Source organism: Paenibacillus sp. ACRRX, assembly GCF_022346885.1.
GTDB lineage: Bacteria > Bacillota > Bacilli > Paenibacillales > Paenibacillaceae > Paenibacillus_B.
Window position 1 is genome coordinate 1 of sequence record NZ_JAKRNK010000013.1, and the last position, 18,775, is coordinate 18,775.

At 45.2% G+C, this 18,775-nt stretch carries 19 protein-coding genes, 1 tRNA gene and 1 rRNA gene; 18 read left to right on the forward strand and 3 right to left on the reverse strand.

Going from position 1 to position 18,775, the window contains the following annotated elements:
* From rrf to MH117_RS25125, 12 genes are all read left to right on the forward strand, one after another.
* Nucleotides 1-88, forward strand: a 5S ribosomal RNA gene (rrf, locus tag MH117_RS25070); the annotation flags it as partial.
* A 296-nt stretch (nt 89-384) separates the two neighbouring features.
* On the forward strand, nt 385-1,848 hold the full coding sequence (gene guaB / locus MH117_RS25075) for an IMP dehydrogenase (RefSeq protein WP_239333653.1): 1,464 nt from the start codon (nt 385-387) through the stop codon (nt 1,846-1,848).
* A gap of 112 nt (nt 1,849-1,960) precedes the next feature.
* The gene (locus MH117_RS25080) at nt 1,961-3,364 is read left to right on the forward strand and encodes a D-alanyl-D-alanine carboxypeptidase family protein (RefSeq protein WP_239333655.1); all 1,404 of its coding nucleotides are present in this window, start codon (nt 1,961-1,963) and stop codon (nt 3,362-3,364) included.
* A gap of 114 nt (nt 3,365-3,478) precedes the next feature.
* Nucleotides 3,479-4,360 (forward strand): pyridoxal 5'-phosphate synthase lyase subunit PdxS, encoded by an 882-nt coding sequence (gene pdxS / locus MH117_RS25085; protein WP_028543409.1) that lies wholly within the window; start codon nt 3,479-3,481, stop codon nt 4,358-4,360.
* 76 nt (nt 4,361-4,436) lie between these two features.
* Complete coding sequence (gene pdxT, locus MH117_RS25090) at nt 4,437-5,030, forward strand: pyridoxal 5'-phosphate synthase glutaminase subunit PdxT (protein ID WP_239333657.1); 594 nt, start codon at nt 4,437-4,439, stop codon at nt 5,028-5,030.
* 169 nt (nt 5,031-5,199) lie between these two features.
* Entirely contained in the window at nt 5,200-6,480 is a 1,281-nt protein-coding gene (gene serS, locus MH117_RS25095; protein WP_239333659.1) for a serine--tRNA ligase, read from the forward strand.
* A gap of 78 nt (nt 6,481-6,558) precedes the next feature.
* A tRNA-Ser gene (locus tag MH117_RS25100) sits at nt 6,559-6,647 on the forward strand.
* 221 nt (nt 6,648-6,868) lie between these two features.
* Nucleotides 6,869-7,213: a hypothetical protein gene (locus MH117_RS25105; protein ID WP_239333661.1), complete on the forward strand. Its 345-nt coding sequence runs from the start codon at nt 6,869-6,871 to the stop codon at nt 7,211-7,213.
* Between the two features lie 26 nt (nt 7,214-7,239).
* Complete coding sequence (locus tag MH117_RS25110; protein WP_239333663.1) at nt 7,240-7,407, forward strand: hypothetical protein; 168 nt, start codon at nt 7,240-7,242, stop codon at nt 7,405-7,407.
* A gap of 24 nt (nt 7,408-7,431) precedes the next feature.
* Nucleotides 7,432-7,596 (forward strand): small acid-soluble spore protein P, encoded by a 165-nt coding sequence (locus MH117_RS25115; protein WP_239333665.1) that lies wholly within the window; start codon nt 7,432-7,434, stop codon nt 7,594-7,596.
* A 278-nt stretch (nt 7,597-7,874) separates the two neighbouring features.
* A complete protein-coding gene (locus MH117_RS25120) occupies nt 7,875-8,720 on the forward strand; it encodes a YitT family protein (RefSeq protein WP_239333771.1) in 846 nt (281 codons plus the stop codon).
* 157 nt (nt 8,721-8,877) lie between these two features.
* Complete coding sequence (locus MH117_RS25125) at nt 8,878-9,945, forward strand: hypothetical protein (protein ID WP_239333667.1); 1,068 nt, start codon at nt 8,878-8,880, stop codon at nt 9,943-9,945.
* A gap of 84 nt (nt 9,946-10,029) precedes the next feature.
* On the opposite strand, the gene tadA is transcribed toward MH117_RS25125, so the two are convergent.
* Nucleotides 10,030-10,575: a tRNA adenosine(34) deaminase TadA gene (tadA, locus tag MH117_RS25130; protein ID WP_239333669.1), complete on the reverse strand. Its 546-nt coding sequence runs from the start codon at nt 10,573-10,575 to the stop codon at nt 10,030-10,032.
* Between the two features lie 351 nt (nt 10,576-10,926).
* On the opposite strand from tadA, the gene MH117_RS25135 reads away from it, so the two are divergent.
* Nucleotides 10,927-13,257 (forward strand): ATP-binding protein, encoded by a 2,331-nt coding sequence (locus MH117_RS25135; RefSeq protein WP_239333671.1) that lies wholly within the window; start codon nt 10,927-10,929, stop codon nt 13,255-13,257.
* A 95-nt stretch (nt 13,258-13,352) separates the two neighbouring features.
* Here MH117_RS25135 and MH117_RS25140 read toward each other — a convergent pair whose 3' ends face one another.
* Both MH117_RS25140 and motA read right to left on the reverse strand, forming a co-directional pair.
* The gene (locus MH117_RS25140; RefSeq protein WP_239333673.1) at nt 13,353-14,171 is read right to left on the reverse strand and encodes a flagellar motor protein MotB; all 819 of its coding nucleotides are present in this window, start codon (nt 14,169-14,171) and stop codon (nt 13,353-13,355) included.
* Nucleotides 14,164-14,955: a flagellar motor stator protein MotA gene (motA, locus tag MH117_RS25145; RefSeq protein WP_239333675.1), complete on the reverse strand. Its 792-nt coding sequence runs from the start codon at nt 14,953-14,955 to the stop codon at nt 14,164-14,166. The genes MH117_RS25140 and motA overlap by 8 nt, the downstream gene beginning before the upstream one ends.
* A gap of 235 nt (nt 14,956-15,190) precedes the next feature.
* Here motA and MH117_RS25150 point away from each other — a divergent pair, with 235 nt between their 5' ends.
* From MH117_RS25150 to MH117_RS25170, 5 genes are all read left to right on the forward strand, one after another.
* Nucleotides 15,191-15,487: a hypothetical protein gene (locus tag MH117_RS25150; RefSeq protein ID WP_239333677.1), complete on the forward strand. Its 297-nt coding sequence runs from the start codon at nt 15,191-15,193 to the stop codon at nt 15,485-15,487.
* A 267-nt stretch (nt 15,488-15,754) separates the two neighbouring features.
* The gene (locus MH117_RS25155) at nt 15,755-16,681 is read left to right on the forward strand and encodes a sulfurtransferase (RefSeq protein WP_343224485.1); all 927 of its coding nucleotides are present in this window, start codon (nt 15,755-15,757) and stop codon (nt 16,679-16,681) included.
* 61 nt (nt 16,682-16,742) lie between these two features.
* Complete coding sequence (locus MH117_RS25160; protein ID WP_239333679.1) at nt 16,743-16,967, forward strand: hypothetical protein; 225 nt, start codon at nt 16,743-16,745, stop codon at nt 16,965-16,967.
* 45 nt (nt 16,968-17,012) lie between these two features.
* Nucleotides 17,013-17,585 (forward strand): PadR family transcriptional regulator, encoded by a 573-nt coding sequence (locus MH117_RS25165; protein ID WP_239333681.1) that lies wholly within the window; start codon nt 17,013-17,015, stop codon nt 17,583-17,585.
* A complete protein-coding gene (locus MH117_RS25170) occupies nt 17,569-18,555 on the forward strand; it encodes a BtrH N-terminal domain-containing protein (protein ID WP_239333683.1) in 987 nt (328 codons plus the stop codon). Before MH117_RS25165 ends, MH117_RS25170 begins: the two co-directional genes overlap by 17 nt.
* The last annotated feature ends 220 nt before the right edge of the window (nt 18,556-18,775 follow it).

Consider the following 18,775-nt stretch of genomic DNA (forward strand, 5'->3'; position numbering starts at 1 on the left):
CGTACCCATCCCGAACACGACCGTTAAGCCCTCCAGCGCCGATGGTACTTGGACCGCAGGGTCCTGGGAGAGTAGGACGTTGCCAAGCAGTAAAGCCCATTGACTTATGTCGATGGGCTTTATTTATTTTTTACCTCAATTGTTCATATAATGTAGCTTTCCAACAAACAATAATACATAACGGATGTTACGATGTATCTACAATCTGCCTATTTCATGGCAGGATGTGCATGTCAGGTCCTTGACACGTCAAGGGGGCTCTGCTAAAATCGGCATAATATCTAAAAGCGGTATAGACAAAGTAGTTGGTTTGTTCTTGCTCGCAAGACATTTTTTTCATTAGAAACAGAAAATATTTGGAATAGAAAAGGGAGGAACTACTTCGTGTGGGAGTCTAAGTTCGTTAAAGAAGGGTTAACATTCGATGATGTATTATTAGTACCACGTAAATCCAGTGTATTGCCTCGTGAGACCGATGTGTCTACACGTTTAAGTGATAATGTGAAATTAAATATTCCTTTTATAAGTGCAGGGATGGATACGGTAACTGAAGCACCATTGGCTATCGCTATCGCACGTGAGGGCGGTATTGGTATTGTCCATAAAAATATGCCAATCGAGAAGCAAGCGGAAGAAGTGGATCGTGTAAAACGTTCGGAAAGCGGCGTTATTACGAATCCATTTTCTTTATCCCCAGATCATACAGTAGCTGAGGCAGATAAGCTGATGGGCAAATTCCGCATTTCAGGTGTACCTATTGTAGATGAGAATAATAAGCTCGTTGGTATTTTAACGAACCGTGACCTGCGCTTTGTGCATGACTTTAATATTCAGATTAAAGACGTGATGACATGCGAGAACCTAGTCACCGCAGCTGTTGGCACTACACTTCAACAAGCGGAAGTTATTCTACAGCAGCATAAGATCGAGAAGCTGCCTTTAGTTGACGAGGACAACACGCTCAAAGGCCTTATTACCATTAAAGACATCGAGAAGGCTATACAGTACCCTAACGCAGCGAAGGACGTACAAGGCCGCCTGTTGGTTGGTGCAGCAGTTGGTATTTCCGGTGATACGTCGGAACGAGTAGCAGCGTTGGTCCAAGCTGGAGTCGACGTAATCGTAGTGGATTCTGCCCATGGCCATCATATCAATATCCTGAACGCTGTTCGTGATATTCGTGCTAATTACCCAGATCTGACTATCATTGCGGGTAATGTTGCAACTGGTGAAGCAACTCGTGATCTGATCGAAGCAGGAGCTTCCGTCATTAAAGTCGGAATTGGGCCTGGTTCTATTTGTACGACGCGTGTTATTGCAGGTATTGGTGTACCGCAAATTACAGCCGTATACGATTGTGCATCTGTAGCTCGTGAACTAGGCATTCCGGTTATCGCTGACGGTGGTATTAAGTACTCAGGTGATATTACTAAAGCACTTGCAGCAGGGGCCAGCGCGGTAATGCTTGGCAGCTTGTTTGCAGGTACAGAAGAAAGCCCAGGCGAATCTGAGATCTATCAAGGTCGTAAATTTAAAGTATACCGTGGAATGGGTTCCCTAGGTGCCATGAAACAAGGCTCTAAAGACCGTTATTTCCAAGAAAGCAGTAATGAGAAGAAATTAGTACCTGAAGGTATTGAGGGACGTGTTGCATATAAAGGTCCGCTGGCAGATACTATTCATCAATTGCTTGGTGGTCTGAAGGCTGGTATGGGCTATTGTGGTACGGGCTCCCTTAAGGAACTACAGAACGATACACAATTTGTTCGTATTACGGGTGCAGGCTTACGTGAAAGCCATCCGCATGATGTTCAGATTACGAAAGAAGCGCCTAACTACTCTTTCTAAGAAGCATATAAGAACGACAGGAAAAGACAGGGAACACTACCTGTCTTTTTTTTGTCTATCAGGCTGTGATAGAATAACGACAGATGGATTCATCAAGAGAGGAGTTGTACGTGTGTTTAAACACAACAACCAAGTAAGTCCCCGTACCAAATTTAAGCGCGCGATCGCTTTTGTGACCGCCTTTCAAATTTTATCTTTTGCATTACTGCCATCGGCAAGCATAGTTGCTGCTGAGGCATCGTCAAAGCTTGTTGCGCAAGGGGAAACGACAACCACTACTAAATCTACCAAATCCGCAGCGGCTTCGCCTACCAAAGAGTCTCTTGGTCTTGTTGCTGAATCAGCTATACTAATGGAAGCCAGCACAGGTCAAATTATCGTCAACATCAATTCGGAAGTTGCACTGCCTCCGGCAAGCATGACCAAGATGATGACGGAATATATCGTAATGGAAAAAGTAAAAAATGGTGAATTGGCTTGGGAAGATAATGTATCTACCAAAAAGAATGCAGCTTTGACACAAGGATCACGGGTGTTTTTAGCAGAGAATGATACGCATACTGTGCGCGATCTGTATATTGCGATGGCTATTGCATCGGCTAATGATGCTGCGGTAGCACTTGCAGAGCATATTGCAGGCACAGAGCAGGATTTTGTTAAGCTTATGAATGATACGGCTAAGCGACTCGATATGAAGACGGCCTATTTCGTTAACGCAACAGGGCTTGAGCAACGGGATATGCCCGAAGAGTTCCGTCCAGGTGGAGAACATGAGACTGTGATGTCAGCGATTGATGTTGCAAAGTTGGTACGAGCTATAGTACAGGATCACCCAGAGTTCAGTCAGTTTACAACCATTCAGAAGAAGAAATTCCGCGAACGCGATAAGACAGAAATGGATAATCTGAACTGGATGCTGGAAGCCAACAAAAATGTGACCAACTTTAAGCGATATGCTTATCCGGGCGTAGATGGCATGAAAACAGGCTTCACAGATGCTGCTCAGTATACGTTTGCGGGTACAGCTAAGCGCGACAACATGCGTCTGATTACTGTAGTCATGGGAACGAAATCCAAAGAGGCTCGTTTTACGGAAACAGCGAAGCTGATGGACTATGGATTTAATAACTTAGAAGTGAAGCAGGCAGTTGCCTCCAAGCAGGTTGTACCTGACAAAGAGGTTGCTCCTATTAAGAAGGGTGTTTCTACAGATGTTCGTGCCGTAACGGAGAAAGATGTTTCTTTTGTTGTGGACAAGGGTGCAGCATTTGATGAGAAAACATTAACGAATGAAGTGAAGTTGATTCCTGAGGATCAATTGGTTGCGCCTATTAAAAATGGACAGAAGGTAGGTACGGTTACCTACACGTTCAAGGGCAAGACGGGCGAACAGAAGCAAACGGTTAACCTAATCGCGTCAGAAGATGTAGAAAAGGGCAGCTGGTGGAGATTATTTTTCCGTGCGATCAAAAATTTCTTTGTTGATTTGTTCAAATCGATCGGAGATTTGTTCTAAGTGACATAATCCCGACAATAGCGGTTGTGTATATGTACACCATCATGTACAATAAGTGGATGAAATCAGGATAGCTCCGCAAGTGGAGCACGATATGGCGGGAGGCAGGCAAGGATGGAAACAGGAACAGCTCGAGTGAAACGTGGTATGGCTGAAATGCAAAAGGGTGGCGTTATTATGGACGTCATGAATGCGGAACAAGCAAAAGTTGCGGAAGCGGCAGGTGCAACAGCAGTAATGGCGCTTGAACGTGTACCATCAGACATTCGCGCCGCTGGTGGCGTGGCTCGTATGGCAGATCCGACGATTGTTGAAGAAGTTATGAAGGTCGTATCCATCCCGGTAATGGCGAAAGCTCGTATCGGTCATTTTGTAGAAGCTAAAGTACTGGAATCATTGGGTGTAGACTACCTCGATGAGTCTGAAGTATTAACACCTGCGGATGAAGTATTCCATATTGATAAGCACGACTTCACAGTACCTTTTGTATGTGGTGCAAAAGATTTGGGAGAGGCGCTTCGTCGTATTGGTGAAGGAGCAGCAATGCTTCGCACCAAAGGGGAGCCTGGGACAGGTAATATCGTGGAAGCTGTACGTCATATGCGTCTTATCAATAGCCAGATTCGTAAAGTGCAGAACCTGTCTAAAGATGAACTTTATGCCGAAGCCAAAAATTTGGGCGTATCCTACGAACTGTTGCTTAATGTTCACCAACATGGCAAGCTTCCAGTTGTCAACTTTGCTGCAGGAGGCATAGCAACGCCAGCAGACGCAGCCTTGATGATGCATCTCGGTGCAGATGGAGTATTTGTTGGCTCCGGTATTTTTAAATCGGACAATCCAGAGAAATTTGCGCGTGCTATCGTAGAAGCAACCACTCATTATACAGATTACAAATTAATAGCAGAAGTATCGAAGAACTTGGGCACACCGATGAAAGGCATCGAAATTTCGAAGCTTGCGCCGTCTGAGCGCATGTCGGATCGTGGCTGGTAGGTAGTAAGACACGATACTGCTATTTTCATAATTGCTAAACTTTCGAAGAAGCTTGGTGAGAAGGAAGGTCAGACACGTGAAGATCGGAGTATTGGCGCTGCAGGGCGCTGTTGCAGAGCATGTTCGCAGCCTAGAAGCTGCTGGCGCGGAAGCAGTAGCTATCAAGTGGCCTCAGCAGCTTGAGGATGTACAAGGTCTTGTTATACCTGGTGGCGAGAGTACAACGATTGGCAAGCTCATGAGAAAGTATGACTTTATTGAAGCCATTCAGCAGTTCTCTGAGCAAGGCAAACCGATATTTGGTACTTGTGCTGGCCTGATCGTACTCGCGACACAGATTGAAGGAAATCAAGGTCCTGAACAACCCCATCTTGCATTGATGGATATGAAGGTGCGGCGTAACGCTTTTGGGCGGCAGCGAGAGAGCTTTGAAGCTGACTTGTCGGTTAAAGGGATTAATGAACCGATAAGAGCTGTGTTTATTCGAGCGCCGCTTATAGATAAAGTAGGAAGTAATGTGGACGTTATTTGTGAGACCAACGGAGAAATGGTAACCGCGCGTCAGGGCCACTTGCTGGCGTGCTCCTTCCATCCGGAATTGACAGATGATATCCGTCTTCACCAATACTTTGCGGATATGGTGCGTGAAAGTATGCAGCAGCGAGGATAGGTTTCTTTACAAGGCTTTATGCTGGTTGACGGACATCATCGGAAGCACCTTGACCTTGAGCCCTTATTTAGGGTAGGGTTAAGGTGTTTTTATTTGACACAGACTTTATAATAGAGATATGAGAGCAATGTGAGAGACAAGCCTGTTCTACTTGTAGGAGGGATACCCTTTGTTGGATATCAAATATTTACGTAATGAATTCGAGCGCGTTGAGCAAGCGCTCAAGAATCGTGGCAAATCGCCCGAGTTAATTGCAGAATTTCCGCAGTTGGATGCAAAGCGTCGCGAGATGCTGCAAGATACGGAGCAATTAAAGAATCGCCGCAACGTAGTGTCACAGGAAGTGGCGAAGTTAAAGAAATCAGGCCAATCAGCTGATGAACTAATTGCGGAGATGCGCCAAGTTGGCGATCGCATAAAGGAATTGGACGACGAGATTCGTATTGTGGAAGAAGCGATGAATGAATTAACGCTGGCCATTCCTAATATTCCGAACGAAGCGGTGCCGGTTGGCACATCTGAGGATGATAATGTATTAACACGTGTATGGGGTGAGCCGACCTCATTCAGCTTTGAAGCGAAGGCACATTGGGATATCGCTGCCGATCTGGGTATCCTCGATTTTGAGAATGCTGCAAAGGTAACAGGATCACGATTTGTATTTTATAAAAATGCAGGTGCCCGCCTGGAGCGTGCTTTAATTAGCTTTATGTTGGACGTACATACGACCGAACATGGCTATGAGGAAATTATGCCTCCATATATCGTTAACCGCGACAGCTTATATGGCACAGGTCAACTTCCTAAGTTTGAAGAGGACTTGTTTAAGCTGGAAGGTACGGACTATTACTTGATTCCGACAGCTGAAGTACCTGTGACGAACTATCACCGCGAAGAGATCATCAGCATCGATGATCTGCCGCGCAAGTATACGGCTCACAGTGCTTGCTTCCGTTCGGAGGCCGGTTCAGCAGGTAGAGATACACGCGGCTTGATCCGCCAGCATCAATTTAACAAGGTAGAGCTTGTGAAAATTGTGAAGCCTGAGGATTCCTACGAGGCGTTAGATGCGCTGACGTCGCAAGCAGAGCGTATTCTGCAGCTTCTGAAGCTGCCTTACCGTGTGATGACCCTGTGTACAGGCGATCTTGGCTTTAGTTCGGCTAAGACGTATGACCTTGAAGTATGGCTGCCTAGCAGCAATGCATACCGTGAGATCTCATCTTGTTCGAACTTTGAGGATTTCCAAGCACGTCGAGCTAATATTCGCTTCCGTCGTGATACAAAGTCCAAGCCTGAGTTTGTGCACACGCTAAATGGTTCTGGCCTTGCTATAGGACGTACTGTAGCTGCAATTATTGAGAACTATCAACAAGAAGATGGGTCCATTGTTGTACCGGAAGCACTGCGTCCCTATTTGCGTGGACTGGAAATGATCGAAAAAAAATAAACAGCTTGCGTCAAACTTAAATAGCTGTTATAATCGTGATTGTCCGACTCGAGTTGTTCTTGATCGGCAATCACATATGGAGAGGTACCGAAGTGGTCATAACGGGGCGGTCTTGAAAACCGTTAGGGTGCAAGCCCACATGGGTTCGAATCCCATCCTCTCCGCCATAATTTAATTATTCAACCACATCACAGTCGTGATGTGGTTTTTAGTTTATTTAAGGCCTTGAGGAGTAGCAATAACATGTGGCACGGAACACAGCGCTGCACCAACATATATTCACTTGAATAGGGTTTGGAGCTAAGAGAAAATGCTCATCTGTATTCATCTGTATAAAAGTCTGCGCCCATCCACACACTGTAGTTGTGAATAGTGGAGGTGTTGGTTCATGCACAACAATGAAAGCTTGGGAATTGACCAAGCGCAATTAGTGCAAGCATGGCAGCAAACGCTGCCGACTACGCTTAATCCGACGGACAAAGCAATTGTACTGGCGGATGAGGGCGTTCAGAATGGACTGCGCATTCATATCGATGCTGCAGGCCATCAGCATTATTCTTTTGACTTCGAGTGTGCGTACGTAGATCCGCATGAGGTTCGTGTGCAGCTTGTAGATGTAGAGCGCGATGGTCGTACAGTGGATGAGCGCACAGAAGTGATTCAGGAGCTGACACAGAACTATATTCGTCATATCCACGAGTGTGCTCAAGCGCTGCAGGATATTACGGACTAGAAGGCAACATTATAGGAGGTAGCACGATGACTAAAGCAAAGGGCAGTGCAGATAAAAACCTGTCGAGCGTAGTCGAAAGCCTGGACGAGGCGACAGTGAACAGCCATCATGCTCAGCAATTGCAGCAGGATCATAATGATCGACGTCATCAGGATGCGCTGAATCACGACCATCAGGCGTCAGACTCGGTATAATACTTAAGAAAGGGAGATGTATGTATGGGCAACGCAGGCAAGTCGAAGGCCATCCCGGTTCCCGAGGCTGATCAAAATCAGGAGCGTCACCACGCCGGAAATGATGGCGGGGCGCAGCAGGAGCCATTGTCAGGATCAAAGAAAGTAAAAAGTAAAAACCATGTGAGTCACAACAATCCGCAAGGTTAACATTTAAAATTGAATTTCATTATAATAATGAGTCTTTACGATTCTAATAAGTCTCCTTCAGTAGCCCTTTCTCAACAAGAGGAAAGGGCTACTGGAGCGAGGCTTTTTTAGTGCAAAAATATTGAATTCTATGTCTTTGCTCACATATCCGGTATAATAAAGATAAGAATAGACAGAAGGAGTGAGAGAACTTGTCTGATCTAGACGCAAATACCATTGATGAGAAGACTTCAATGGATATCAATCAGGCTAACTTTAAGCCTGTCAAGCATACCAAGATGAGCTTGGGCAACTTGGCGATGCGCATCATTTTTATTACGCTTGGTGCTGTTATGATGGCCGTGGGTCTTGAATTATTTTTAGTCCCGAACCAAATGACAGATGGTGGAATAGCCGGTATATCGATTATTTTATCCCACGTTACAGGTGCTCCGCTTGGACTTTATTTATTTCTACTCAATGTCCCGTTCCTCATTATCGGATATAAGCAAATTGGCAAGACGTTTGCATTGTCCACCTTACTAGGGATCGGTATTATGTCGGTAGCTACGTTTCTGCTTCATCCCGTTCCTCCTTTTGTTACAAATAGCTTTTTAGCTGTTGTATACGGGGGCGTTATACTGGGGATTGGGGTCGGTATCGTTATTCGATTTGGGGGATCATTGGATGGTACTGAGATTGTAGCCATTCTATTCAACAAACGTACAGCCTTCTCCGTTGGCGAGATCGTGATGTTCTTTAATTTATTCATTATGTTAGTTGCAGGCTTTGTATTTAGCTTTGAAAAAGCGATGTATTCCTTAATTGCATATTATATTGCCTTTAAAATGATTGATGTGACGATTGAAGGGCTAAATGACTCAAAGGCCGTATGGGTTATCAGCGATAATTATAAGGAGATTGGTGATGCGCTGTTAAGTCGTCTTGGACGTGGTGTAACTTATATGAAGGGTGAAGGTGGATTCTCCGGCGATGAGAAAAAGGTTATCTTCACTGTTATTACACGTCTTGAAGAGGCGAAGCTGAAATCCATTGTCGAGGAGCATGACCCTCAAGCCTTTCTGGCAATCGGAAATATCCATGATGTTAAAGGCGGCAGATTTAAGAAAAAAGATATCCATTAACAGGGATTATATAAGCAGGATTCGACAATATTGGACGTTTTGTATAGGCATGGATGCCTAATTTTATAGAAAACTGCTATTAAAGGATTTTCAAAATCCTCCATATAGGTTAATATCTAATGGGTGAACTTTCAAGGAAAAGATGGGAGAGACAATCGTGAAGAAAAGATGGTACCAAGGCGCAATTGTGATGTTATTCGCTGTTGCTTTAGTTGTGACAGGCTGTGGCAGCAAGACAAGTTCAAAGGAAGCCATTCAAGGGGCATATACGAAGTCGCTTGAAATGAAGTCTTATGCATTCAAATCATCAGTTAAAGTGGATGATCTTCAATTAACGGGAGCAAGCTTCGATGGTCAACAATCAGCAATGATGGCTGGTTTGCTGAAGAATTCGGAGTTAACGATATCTGGTGTTGCTCAGAATGAGCCACTTCAAGTAGAAGCGACGCTTGATGTAGATATTAAAGGTGATATGGCATTTAAATTCTCGTTGCCATTCTCCATGACACAAGAGAAAATGTACGTTAAAGTACCTAACATTCCGATGCTTGCTGGTATGATTCCACAAGAGATGGTCGGTAAGTTCCTTGAACTCGACTATAAGAAGCTTGCGGAAGAGCAGGGCCAGTCTTTTGATATGAGTTCAGCTAACATCCAGACAACACAAAAATTCGGCAATGAGTTCTTCAAAGAAGTGGTTAGCAAATTCGATGAGAAAACTTACTTTACGGATATTGCAGTAAAAGATGCTGGTTTGCCTGAAGGCGTAGATGCAAAGCAAGTTGTAAAGTTTGCAGTTAATAACGATAATTTTGATCAAGCAGCAACAACATTTGTTAAAGATGCGCTTCCAGCATTGCTTGATTTGATGTCTAAAGAAGAATATCGCAAAATCTTCCAATTGGAAGCTTCCGAGATAGAAAAGGCTAAAACAGAGCTTAAAGCTTCTGATAGCGAACTGAAAAAGGGCTTGGAAGAAATGAAGAAATCGTTAAAGGTAAATGAGCTGAGCGTGACGACAGCAATCAACAAAGATGGCTTCCCTGCACATCAGACTTTTGTAGGTAACCTTGACTTTAACGAAGCTAACGAGAATGTAAAGCTAGCACTTCGTGTGACTACGGAGACAAGCAATATTAATGGCAAGCAAGAATTTAAGATTGGCGTTCCAAAGGATGCTATTCCTATGGACCAATTGGAGCAAATGTATGGCGGCGGCATGTAAACCACTAACCGCATAATGAAGAGACCTGTCAGATGACAGGTCTCTTTCTATGTTATCGTTGCTAACAGTAACGTAAGGGGAGAGTTAGCTGGGCTCTGGTGTTAAGTCCAGATCTCGTGAAGGCAGTTCTTTGTTCCGTTTGCGGAGTTGGCGAAAAAATTGAACGAGCAGATCAGCGCATTCTTCACGGAGCACGCCCTCCCTCACTTCAGCACGATGATTAAAGCGGGGCTCCTGCATCAGGTTCATCAAAGTGCCTCCACAACCTGCCTTTGGATCAGGGGTGCCAAATACAACATAGGGCAGGCGAGATTGCACGATAGCTCCCGCACACATCGGACAGGGCTCTAACGTTACATACAGGGTGCAGTCAAGCAGTCTCCACGCCCTGAGGTGCTCGCTAGCCTCGCGGATCGCAATCATCTCTGCATGGGCGGTAGAATCTGCTGTCGTCTCTCTAAGATTGTATCCTCTTCCGATGATCTGATCTTGATGTACAACAATAGCGCCGATTGGGACTTCACCAATGGCTTCCGCTTTGCGAGCCTCTGCAATTGCTTGCTGCATCCAGTATTCATGCTTGCTCTCTTCAGCGGGGGAGCAGGGGGTAAGGTCATCGATAGGGTTCATGCTAGACTCCTTTATAATTGATCATGTTCTGTTATTCCTCGAACAAATATTCGCTGTTAACAGGATGTGAATAACTCTGTGGATAAGTTGGGCGTTACTCACAAATTTGTACACAACTTATCCATAACTGCTCACAATCTGTGAATAACCTGTTGATAAACTAGCTTAATTGTAGGCAATTTAACGATATAATTCAACTGTGTTATCAATAACTGATCAATTGCGGAAGGATAAGGAAAATATGGTGTATATGTAGAGGAAATGAATAGACAAAATCAATTGAACTCGTTATGATCATGTAGTTAGATCCAAAATAAGCCAAACCCGTTACAGGTACGGTAGAGGTGATGTATGCGATTATCCATTAAGGGCAAGCTTTCCATATCCATTTCGTGCGCACTCCTAATTGTATTGCTTCTCCATATGGTACTGAATTATTACACAACCAAGGACAAGTTAATAGAGGAAATGGAAGCACGAATGGAAGTCATTACGCAACAGATATCTATTTCCATGCGCCAGTCTCAGTATGCAGACCATGTTGTAGAGGACCTGTTGGCAGAGAAGCTGCACATGGCTTCTATATACGCTGCGAGTCGGCTTCCAACCGACATTCGTGACATTACTAATGAACAGCTTAAGCAGATAAGTCATGAAGTTGGCATTTCTCAAGTATCGTTGTTGCAGAAGACAGAAGACGGCCAGGATATCGTCATCCGGCGATCATCCGATCCCGCGGAGATTGGGATGTCTACAAAAGGCTGGGGCTTCTGGTTTACAGCGTTTCAGCAGCTATTGGAGTATAAGCAGGTATGGATAGCAGAAGGGCGGGGCCAGAAGCATTTTTGGACAGGCCCGTTTGATATTTCCACCTCTAATCCAAGCCATATTGATAAGTGGGGATATTATTACGATGGCAAACGGAATTATATTATCAATCCGTTTATTCAGGACACTGCCGGGATACAGAGCAGCTTTCAACTAACGAAGCCAGACAAGATTATTGAGCAGACGATTGATAAGCAGCTGAACGTATTGGAAATAACGGCATTTAACCCAGAGGCATTCGGCAAGCCCCCCATCATTACCAAGCGGGTCAACGGAATCAGATATGTACGTTCGCAGGATCAGCCCATCTTGTATGGCAGCTACAAATATGCAGAAGTTGAAGACTATGAGCGAGTCGCACAAGTAATAGAAGACGGGCATTCATTATTTGTTGAGAGCAATATTAAAGGTGAAGCCGTCGTTAAAAGTTATATTACAGCTACGGAAGGTAGGAATCCGTACATCATGACAGTGGTGATGGATGCCAAGCCGCTATTGGATACACTGCATGAGCAATTGATGCAAAGCATAGCGATTGGTCTAGTGCTGCTGGAACTTGTATTGGTGGGGAGCTATTTCCTGGCGGGGTTCTTAATCCGTCCACTACAGTATATTGTACAAAAAGTAAATATGATGGCAATTGGTCAGTTTAACACGACCTTACGAATTAAACGTAATGATGAATTAGGTGTATTAGCATCCAGAATAAATCTGATGGCAGACAATCTCTATCAGTCCACAGAACGTTTAAGAACGCTTTATGAAGAGAATCGGGCGATGAAGCATCATTTGGAATCCTTTATTAATCAGTCTACCGATGCAATACATGTAACGGATCTTCATGGCGATGTAGAACGGGTGAACCAGGCGTTTGTTGATATGTTTGGATGGAAGGAGCACGAAGTGCTGGGCAAGAAGCTGCCTACTATTCCGTCTGAGCTCAGCAAGCCGTATGTGGAGATCGAAGAGAGCCTAAGCAGTGGCAAAGCGGGAGGCGCTCAAGAGACTCTTCGTATGACAAAGGATGGTCGAATACTGGATGTCAGTGTGAGCACATCACCGATCCTGGACGAATCAGGACAATGTATGGCCTGGGCTAGCATTACACGGGACATCACAAGCAGGAAGCGTATGGAGGAACTGCTGCGGCGATCTGAGAAGCTGACAACCGTTGGTCAATTGGCTGCGGGTGTAGCACATGAGATTCGTAATCCACTCACAACATTAAAGGGCTTTATCCAATTACAATTACAGACCAGTAAAGTGAATCCTGTTCATACGTCCATGATGCTGTCGGAGTTAGAACGGATTAACTTGATTGTAGGGGAATTTCTTATTTTATCGAAGCCACAGGCTGTTCGCTTTCAGGAGATGAATATTGGTCAAGTGCTGCACGACGTATTGTCGTTCCTCGGTAACCATGCACAGATGCACAATATTGAGTTTGTCACTAAGTTTCAGGATGTGCCACTTGTACTTTGTGAGGAAAACCAACTTAAACAAGTATTCATTAATATTGTGAAAAATGGAATTGAGGCTATGCCTGAAGGTGGGGAAATGGACATCTCTGTAGATCAATATGCGGAGGAACAGGTCCGTATTACCATTCGAGACTACGGTATAGGTATCCCTGAGGATCATTTGACTAGATTAGGAGATCCGTTCTTTACCAATAAAGAGAAGGGGACTGGGCTCGGCCTGATGGTATGTCAGCGCATCATTTATAATCATAAAGGAACACTGGAAATTACGAGCAAGCTGCATGAAGGAACTATGGTTACGATTAAGCTGCCGGCTGCGGACGTTACAGCATATAAGATAAATGAAGAACGTGCCTACATCAAGATTCGATAATGTGTATTGGCAAATAGAACAGAGGCTGCTTCGCAGTAGGGTATCCTACAGCTGAAGCAGCCTCTGTTGGTTATTCATTAAAGTGGACCGAGACATTAAGAGCCTGCGGCGGGTTGTTTGTTAGACGTGAACTTTCTAAGAATAGACACCTCAACACGGCGGTTCTGTGCCCGGCCCGTATTGGTATTGTTGGATGAGACAGGATGATACTCTCCCATACCTACAGCTTGGAATAACTTCGGATCAAGACCAGATCGCCCAAGCACAATCTTCATAAAGTTAAGCGCACGTGCTGAACTTAAATCCCAGTTCGATTCATACTTGCTGTTCTTGATCGGGACGTTATCGGTGTGTCCGCTGATCACGATCTGATAGCCGGTATATTGTTTGATCATATCACCAATCGTTAAGGCTAGCTGCTTTGCACCCGACTTCAGATCCGACTTCCCGGAATCAAATAAGGCACTGTCGTTAATCGTTATCTTAAGCTCGGAATGATTCAGCTTTGTATTTAATTGATCTGTAAGACCATTTTTGGAAATGTAATCGTTAACCTTGTTCTGCAGTTCTTCTAACTGCTTTTGTTCTTGCTTAGCTTGGAGTGCAAAGCGCTCTTGCGCTTTATCAGCAGCAGTCTCGAATTTACGATCCTTCTCCTCACTTTGTTCCTCTGGTTTGCGTCCGCCTTGAGGAATAACGGCGTTATTATCCAGAATGCCATTGCCTGCGCCGCCGCTGTTAAGAGCAGTGCTAAAGGCTTGACTCATCTCTTGGAACTTCTGTGCATCAACGGCTGACATTGCATATAGGACAATAAATAGGGCGAGGAGCAGTGTCATCAGATCGGCATACGGTATGAGCCAGGATTCATCTGCATGCTCTTCGTGATGCTCTTTCCGTGGTTTCTTACTCACTCACAGCCTCCTCCTTCATATTCATCCGATTACGTTCAGCAGGCGTCAAGAAGACAGAAAGCTTCTGATTGATCGCGATCGTGGACACACCGGATTGAATGGATAAGAGTCCTTCTACCATCATCAATCGAATTTGAATTTCGTTATGGGAGAGCCTTTTAAGTTTGTTGGAAATTGGATGCCATAACACATAACCAGTGAAAATACCCATGAGCGTAGCGATAAAAGCTGCCGCAATCGCATGGGCAAGTTTACCCATATCGGACATATCCGCCAATGCGGCAATCAAGCCGATAACCGCGCCTAACACCCCGAGTGTCGGCGCATACATGCCTGCTTGGGAGAAGATGAGTGCACCACCACGGTGACGTTCTTCTGTTGCGTGAATGTCTTCCATGAGCACGTCACGCACAAAGTCCTGGTCATTGCCATCAATAATCATCCGCATGCCGCCGCGTAGAAAGTCGTCGTCAATCTCATCTATGCGGGATTCCAACGCCAACAATCCTTCGCGGCGTGTAATCGATGCCCATTCCATAAAGAGTTGAATTAACTGTACGCGATCAACAAGATGCTGCTTGACGAACAACAGCTTAAATAGCTTCGGAACTTTTTTAAGTTCGTTTAGTGGGAATGCCACAAATACGGAGGCGGCAGTTCCGACAATAATGATCATAAACGCTGCGGGGTTATACAAACTTGTGAGAGAGGCTCCTTTCAGAACCATCCCCACTAGGACAGCAGCAAGCCCGAGGACTATGCCTATAATCGTTGATTTCTCCATGTTCTACATCCACCTCATCCATGAGTATAATGATGCTTCCTGCGCTCTCTTTCGACGGTATTCACCGTCATTATCGAAAAAATGATGCAACATCCTATTTATCGGCAAAATAGGACCAAAAATTTAGACGTCCTGCTTGAACGTACCTGTAAAGTTAGACTTCGCATTGGTGTAAGAAGGGCATTATGCTACAATACGAAGTAATTTGTAATGCAGTATAAAGGAGTGAATATGGATGGGTATGCCTTTTACTAGACCCTATAAAGATATTTTGCAGGAATTAGCTGCAGCAGTAGGTCAGATTCCAGATAGCTATTCCTTTTTTGATATGGAATCGGGGGATTGGCAGGCGATGAGTACAGAGGAGCGCAGCGAGGTGTTGGAAGCGCTGGCAGACGATTTGTTTTATGGACTAGGGCAGGAAAATATTTTATTTATCGGAAGCGGCAGCGCGCAGCATGATCGGCAATTTCATGTTATTGAAGTAATGAAAGAAAATGAGGTCATTGCTAGGGTGCAGTTGGTAGACTAATGGAGTAGTTAGTCAGGACTTATAAATAATTTGTGTAATAAGATAAATTAGGTGATCGGATGTAGCAAATGATCATCTTTATGGCGCATGGATGCTGTTTTTCAGTAGTGCAATGATACGATGATCAGCAGGCATACGGTATATTTCTTTTTTTGAAATGAGTGTGCTATAGGATTACAGTAGAATCTTTCTATACAAGCAGCTAACCTAACAAATCTGGTATCAAGTGTGAAGGCCATAAGTAGGGCATGGGAAGGGGATATGAGGATGTCATTATTATCACCGATCATACGCGCAGAGGAACTTTACAAAAGAATAACAGGCCAAATGGATGGAGAACGCAAGCAGCAGATCACAGCAAGTACATTAGCGATTGTGGACTGCCGCTTCTGGCTGATGGAGCCAGAACGAGGACAAGCAGCATATAAGGAGGGACATATTCCTGGCGCCGTTTATTTCGACTTGGACAGGGATTTGTCATCGCCAAAAGCGGAGCATGGTGGTCGCCATCCATTGCCGCAGCCGCAGGTGCTGGCGCAGCGGCTAACAGAAGCTGGTATTACACACGAGAGTGTGGTTGTAGCTTATGACGCACAAGGCGGTGCTAACGCCAGTCGTTTATGGTGGCTGCTGCAATGGCTGGGACATGAGGGCGAAGTTCTGCTGCTTGATGGTGGTATCCAGGCTTGGGAGCAGGAGGGTTACCCCCTGGAGCAGGAGGAAGTGGGGAGCGTATTCGATAATAGGCTCGCTGGAGTAGTAAGTTCGAAAGAAACGAGCATCTACACACCCCGTGTACGCGATCATCTTGTAGCGAGTATGGAAGAAGTGGCGTCCAAGCTGGGGAACCCGCGCGTAAGACTCATAGATTCGCGCGAATCGCCCCGCTATCGCGGGGAAGTAGAGCCGATAGACCCGAAAGCCGGACATATTCCTGGTGCAGTAAATACGTTCTGGCAGCAGAGCTTAGATGAAGCGGGGCGCTGGCGGTCCGCGGCTGAGCAGCAAGCTCGTTGGAGCAGCATCGTAGGAGATGCAGATGAGGTGATCGTCTACTGCGGCTCAGGCGTCACGGCCTGCCCGAACGTGCTAGCGCTATGGCAAGCGGGGTATACGAACGCCAAGCTGTACGCAGGAAGCTGGAGCGATTGGATTTCGTATAGCGAGAATCCGATTGCGACAGGGGAAGAGTAAAAGCTGAGGCCGCGTCTGACGCGGATTGGAGGGCTGCGACAGGGTACCGTGAGGCGGACTGTTGCGGCCCTCTTTGGGCTTTCTTGTTCAACAGCTTGCAAACAAGAAACCGGAGAAAGCTGTTGTAGCAGGCACAGAGCCAGCCATGGTTCTACAATTGAGGCAGGTTACTGTTGAAAAGCTCGTCCAGTATATCTTTCCACAAACGTGCGCGGTGTCTTTGGCTTGGGAGCAAGAGTCGGACCGTCATGCTAGGGTAGATCTTCTTGATTTTATATTTCACTAGTGTTATATTACATGCATGAAATATAATAAGAAGAGGACATAAGCAATGAAATCTCTTTCCAACGTGGAATTTATGTTGCTGCAAATTATTGCGGAATCCAAACAAGCGTCGGGGTATCAAATCAATAAGTTAATAGAACTTAGAGGCTACAGGGAATGGGCGAATATAGGTACGACTTCAATTTACGTCGGATTGCAGAAACTGAAAGACAAAGGACTGATCCAATCCGAAGATTCCGTCCATAAGTCTGGCAAAGGACCTGTGCCGTCTACTTATGTCATGATGGAAGCGGGGATAGAAGCATTAAGGAATGAAATCATCGTAAGCCTAGCTTCTGCGCGGGAACGGGATAACCGTTTCGATCTTGGACTGGCGGCCCTCCCTTTTATCGAAAAAAATGAAGCTGTGGAAGCTTTACGGAAGCGACAGAACCTTCTAGAGGAGACATTGAGGAACTTAGGTCAGAAATATGAATCGCAAGGCGGCAATCAATTGCCATTGCACGTTAGGTCTCTTTTTCTTCACCCGATGAGTCTCATCGAGAACGAAAAGACATTTGTCGCAAATCTGATCAGTGAACTAACAGGGGAACTGGAGGTACATGCCCATGATAATTGAAGATTTTGCTCTTTTTCGGGGAGAACACTGCGAGACGACAGCGATGGGCAATCTCCTTCAGCATGAAGGTGTTCGATTATCGGAGCCAATGTTATTCGGTATTGGGGAAGGTTTGGGATTCATTTATTGGGATTCGAAGGGGATGGACTTTCCTTTTATCGGGGGTAGAGCAAAGCCTGATGAACTGTCTGCTTGCATAGCCTCCCGACTCAATTTGAGTATCAGGGTGCAAGAAACCTCGTCTGTTACAAAAGCATGGCAGAACGTGCAAAGCTGCATAGACCGTGGAATTCCTGTAGGGCTTAAACTAGATTCGTATTATTTAGATTACTTTACAAACAAAATTCACTTTGCAGCCCACTATGCGGTGATATATGGCATGGATGACGAATATGCCTATATGGCAGATACAAGCCAACAAGGCGGACTCGTGAAAACGCGATTGTCGAATTTGTCTATGGCAAGAAACGCAAAGGGGCCCATGAGCTCCAAGAATCGCTCCTTTACGATCGAGCAAACGGATACCCTTCCGCCGCTTGTACCCGCCATACGATCATCCCTTATCAACAATGCTCATAACTATTTGAATCCACCTATCCGCAATATGGGCAATAAAGGAATCAAAAAAATGAGCGGCGAAATCCTGAATTGGCCTTCTAGAAGCAAGGATTTAGAGAAAGATCTGTGTTTGACTGCTTTATTGATGGAAAAGGCGGGAACCGGCGGCGCCTTATTTCGAAACCTGTATAGAGATTTCCTAAAAGAATGCGTGAATTTGTTCGGTGACTCTAAATTAGAGCAGGCATACATTCTGTTTGCGGAAATCGCGCCGATGTGGAAGGGTGTTTCGGCATCAATTGATAATGCGGGAAGAACCGGAAATCAACAGGAACTAAGACTTGCATCCGAGCTTCTAGTCGACATTGCGGAGAAAGAACGATTAGCCATGGAGTTTGTATTGACAATTTAACTTTATAAATGGTTTCGCAACTGAACTCTTTTTGAATCGACATTAGGGAGAGGGTCTGCGTAAGCCGTGTTTGTTTATGAACTCGGAAAGCGAATTCGACCAAGGCAGAATCTTAAATGAAAGGACCGGATAGTCGCTTTCCGGAAGTGAAGTTCGAAAACTCGCTATTATAATTACGGAACAGGCTGCCGATTTTGCGGCAGCCTGTTCTCTATGAGCT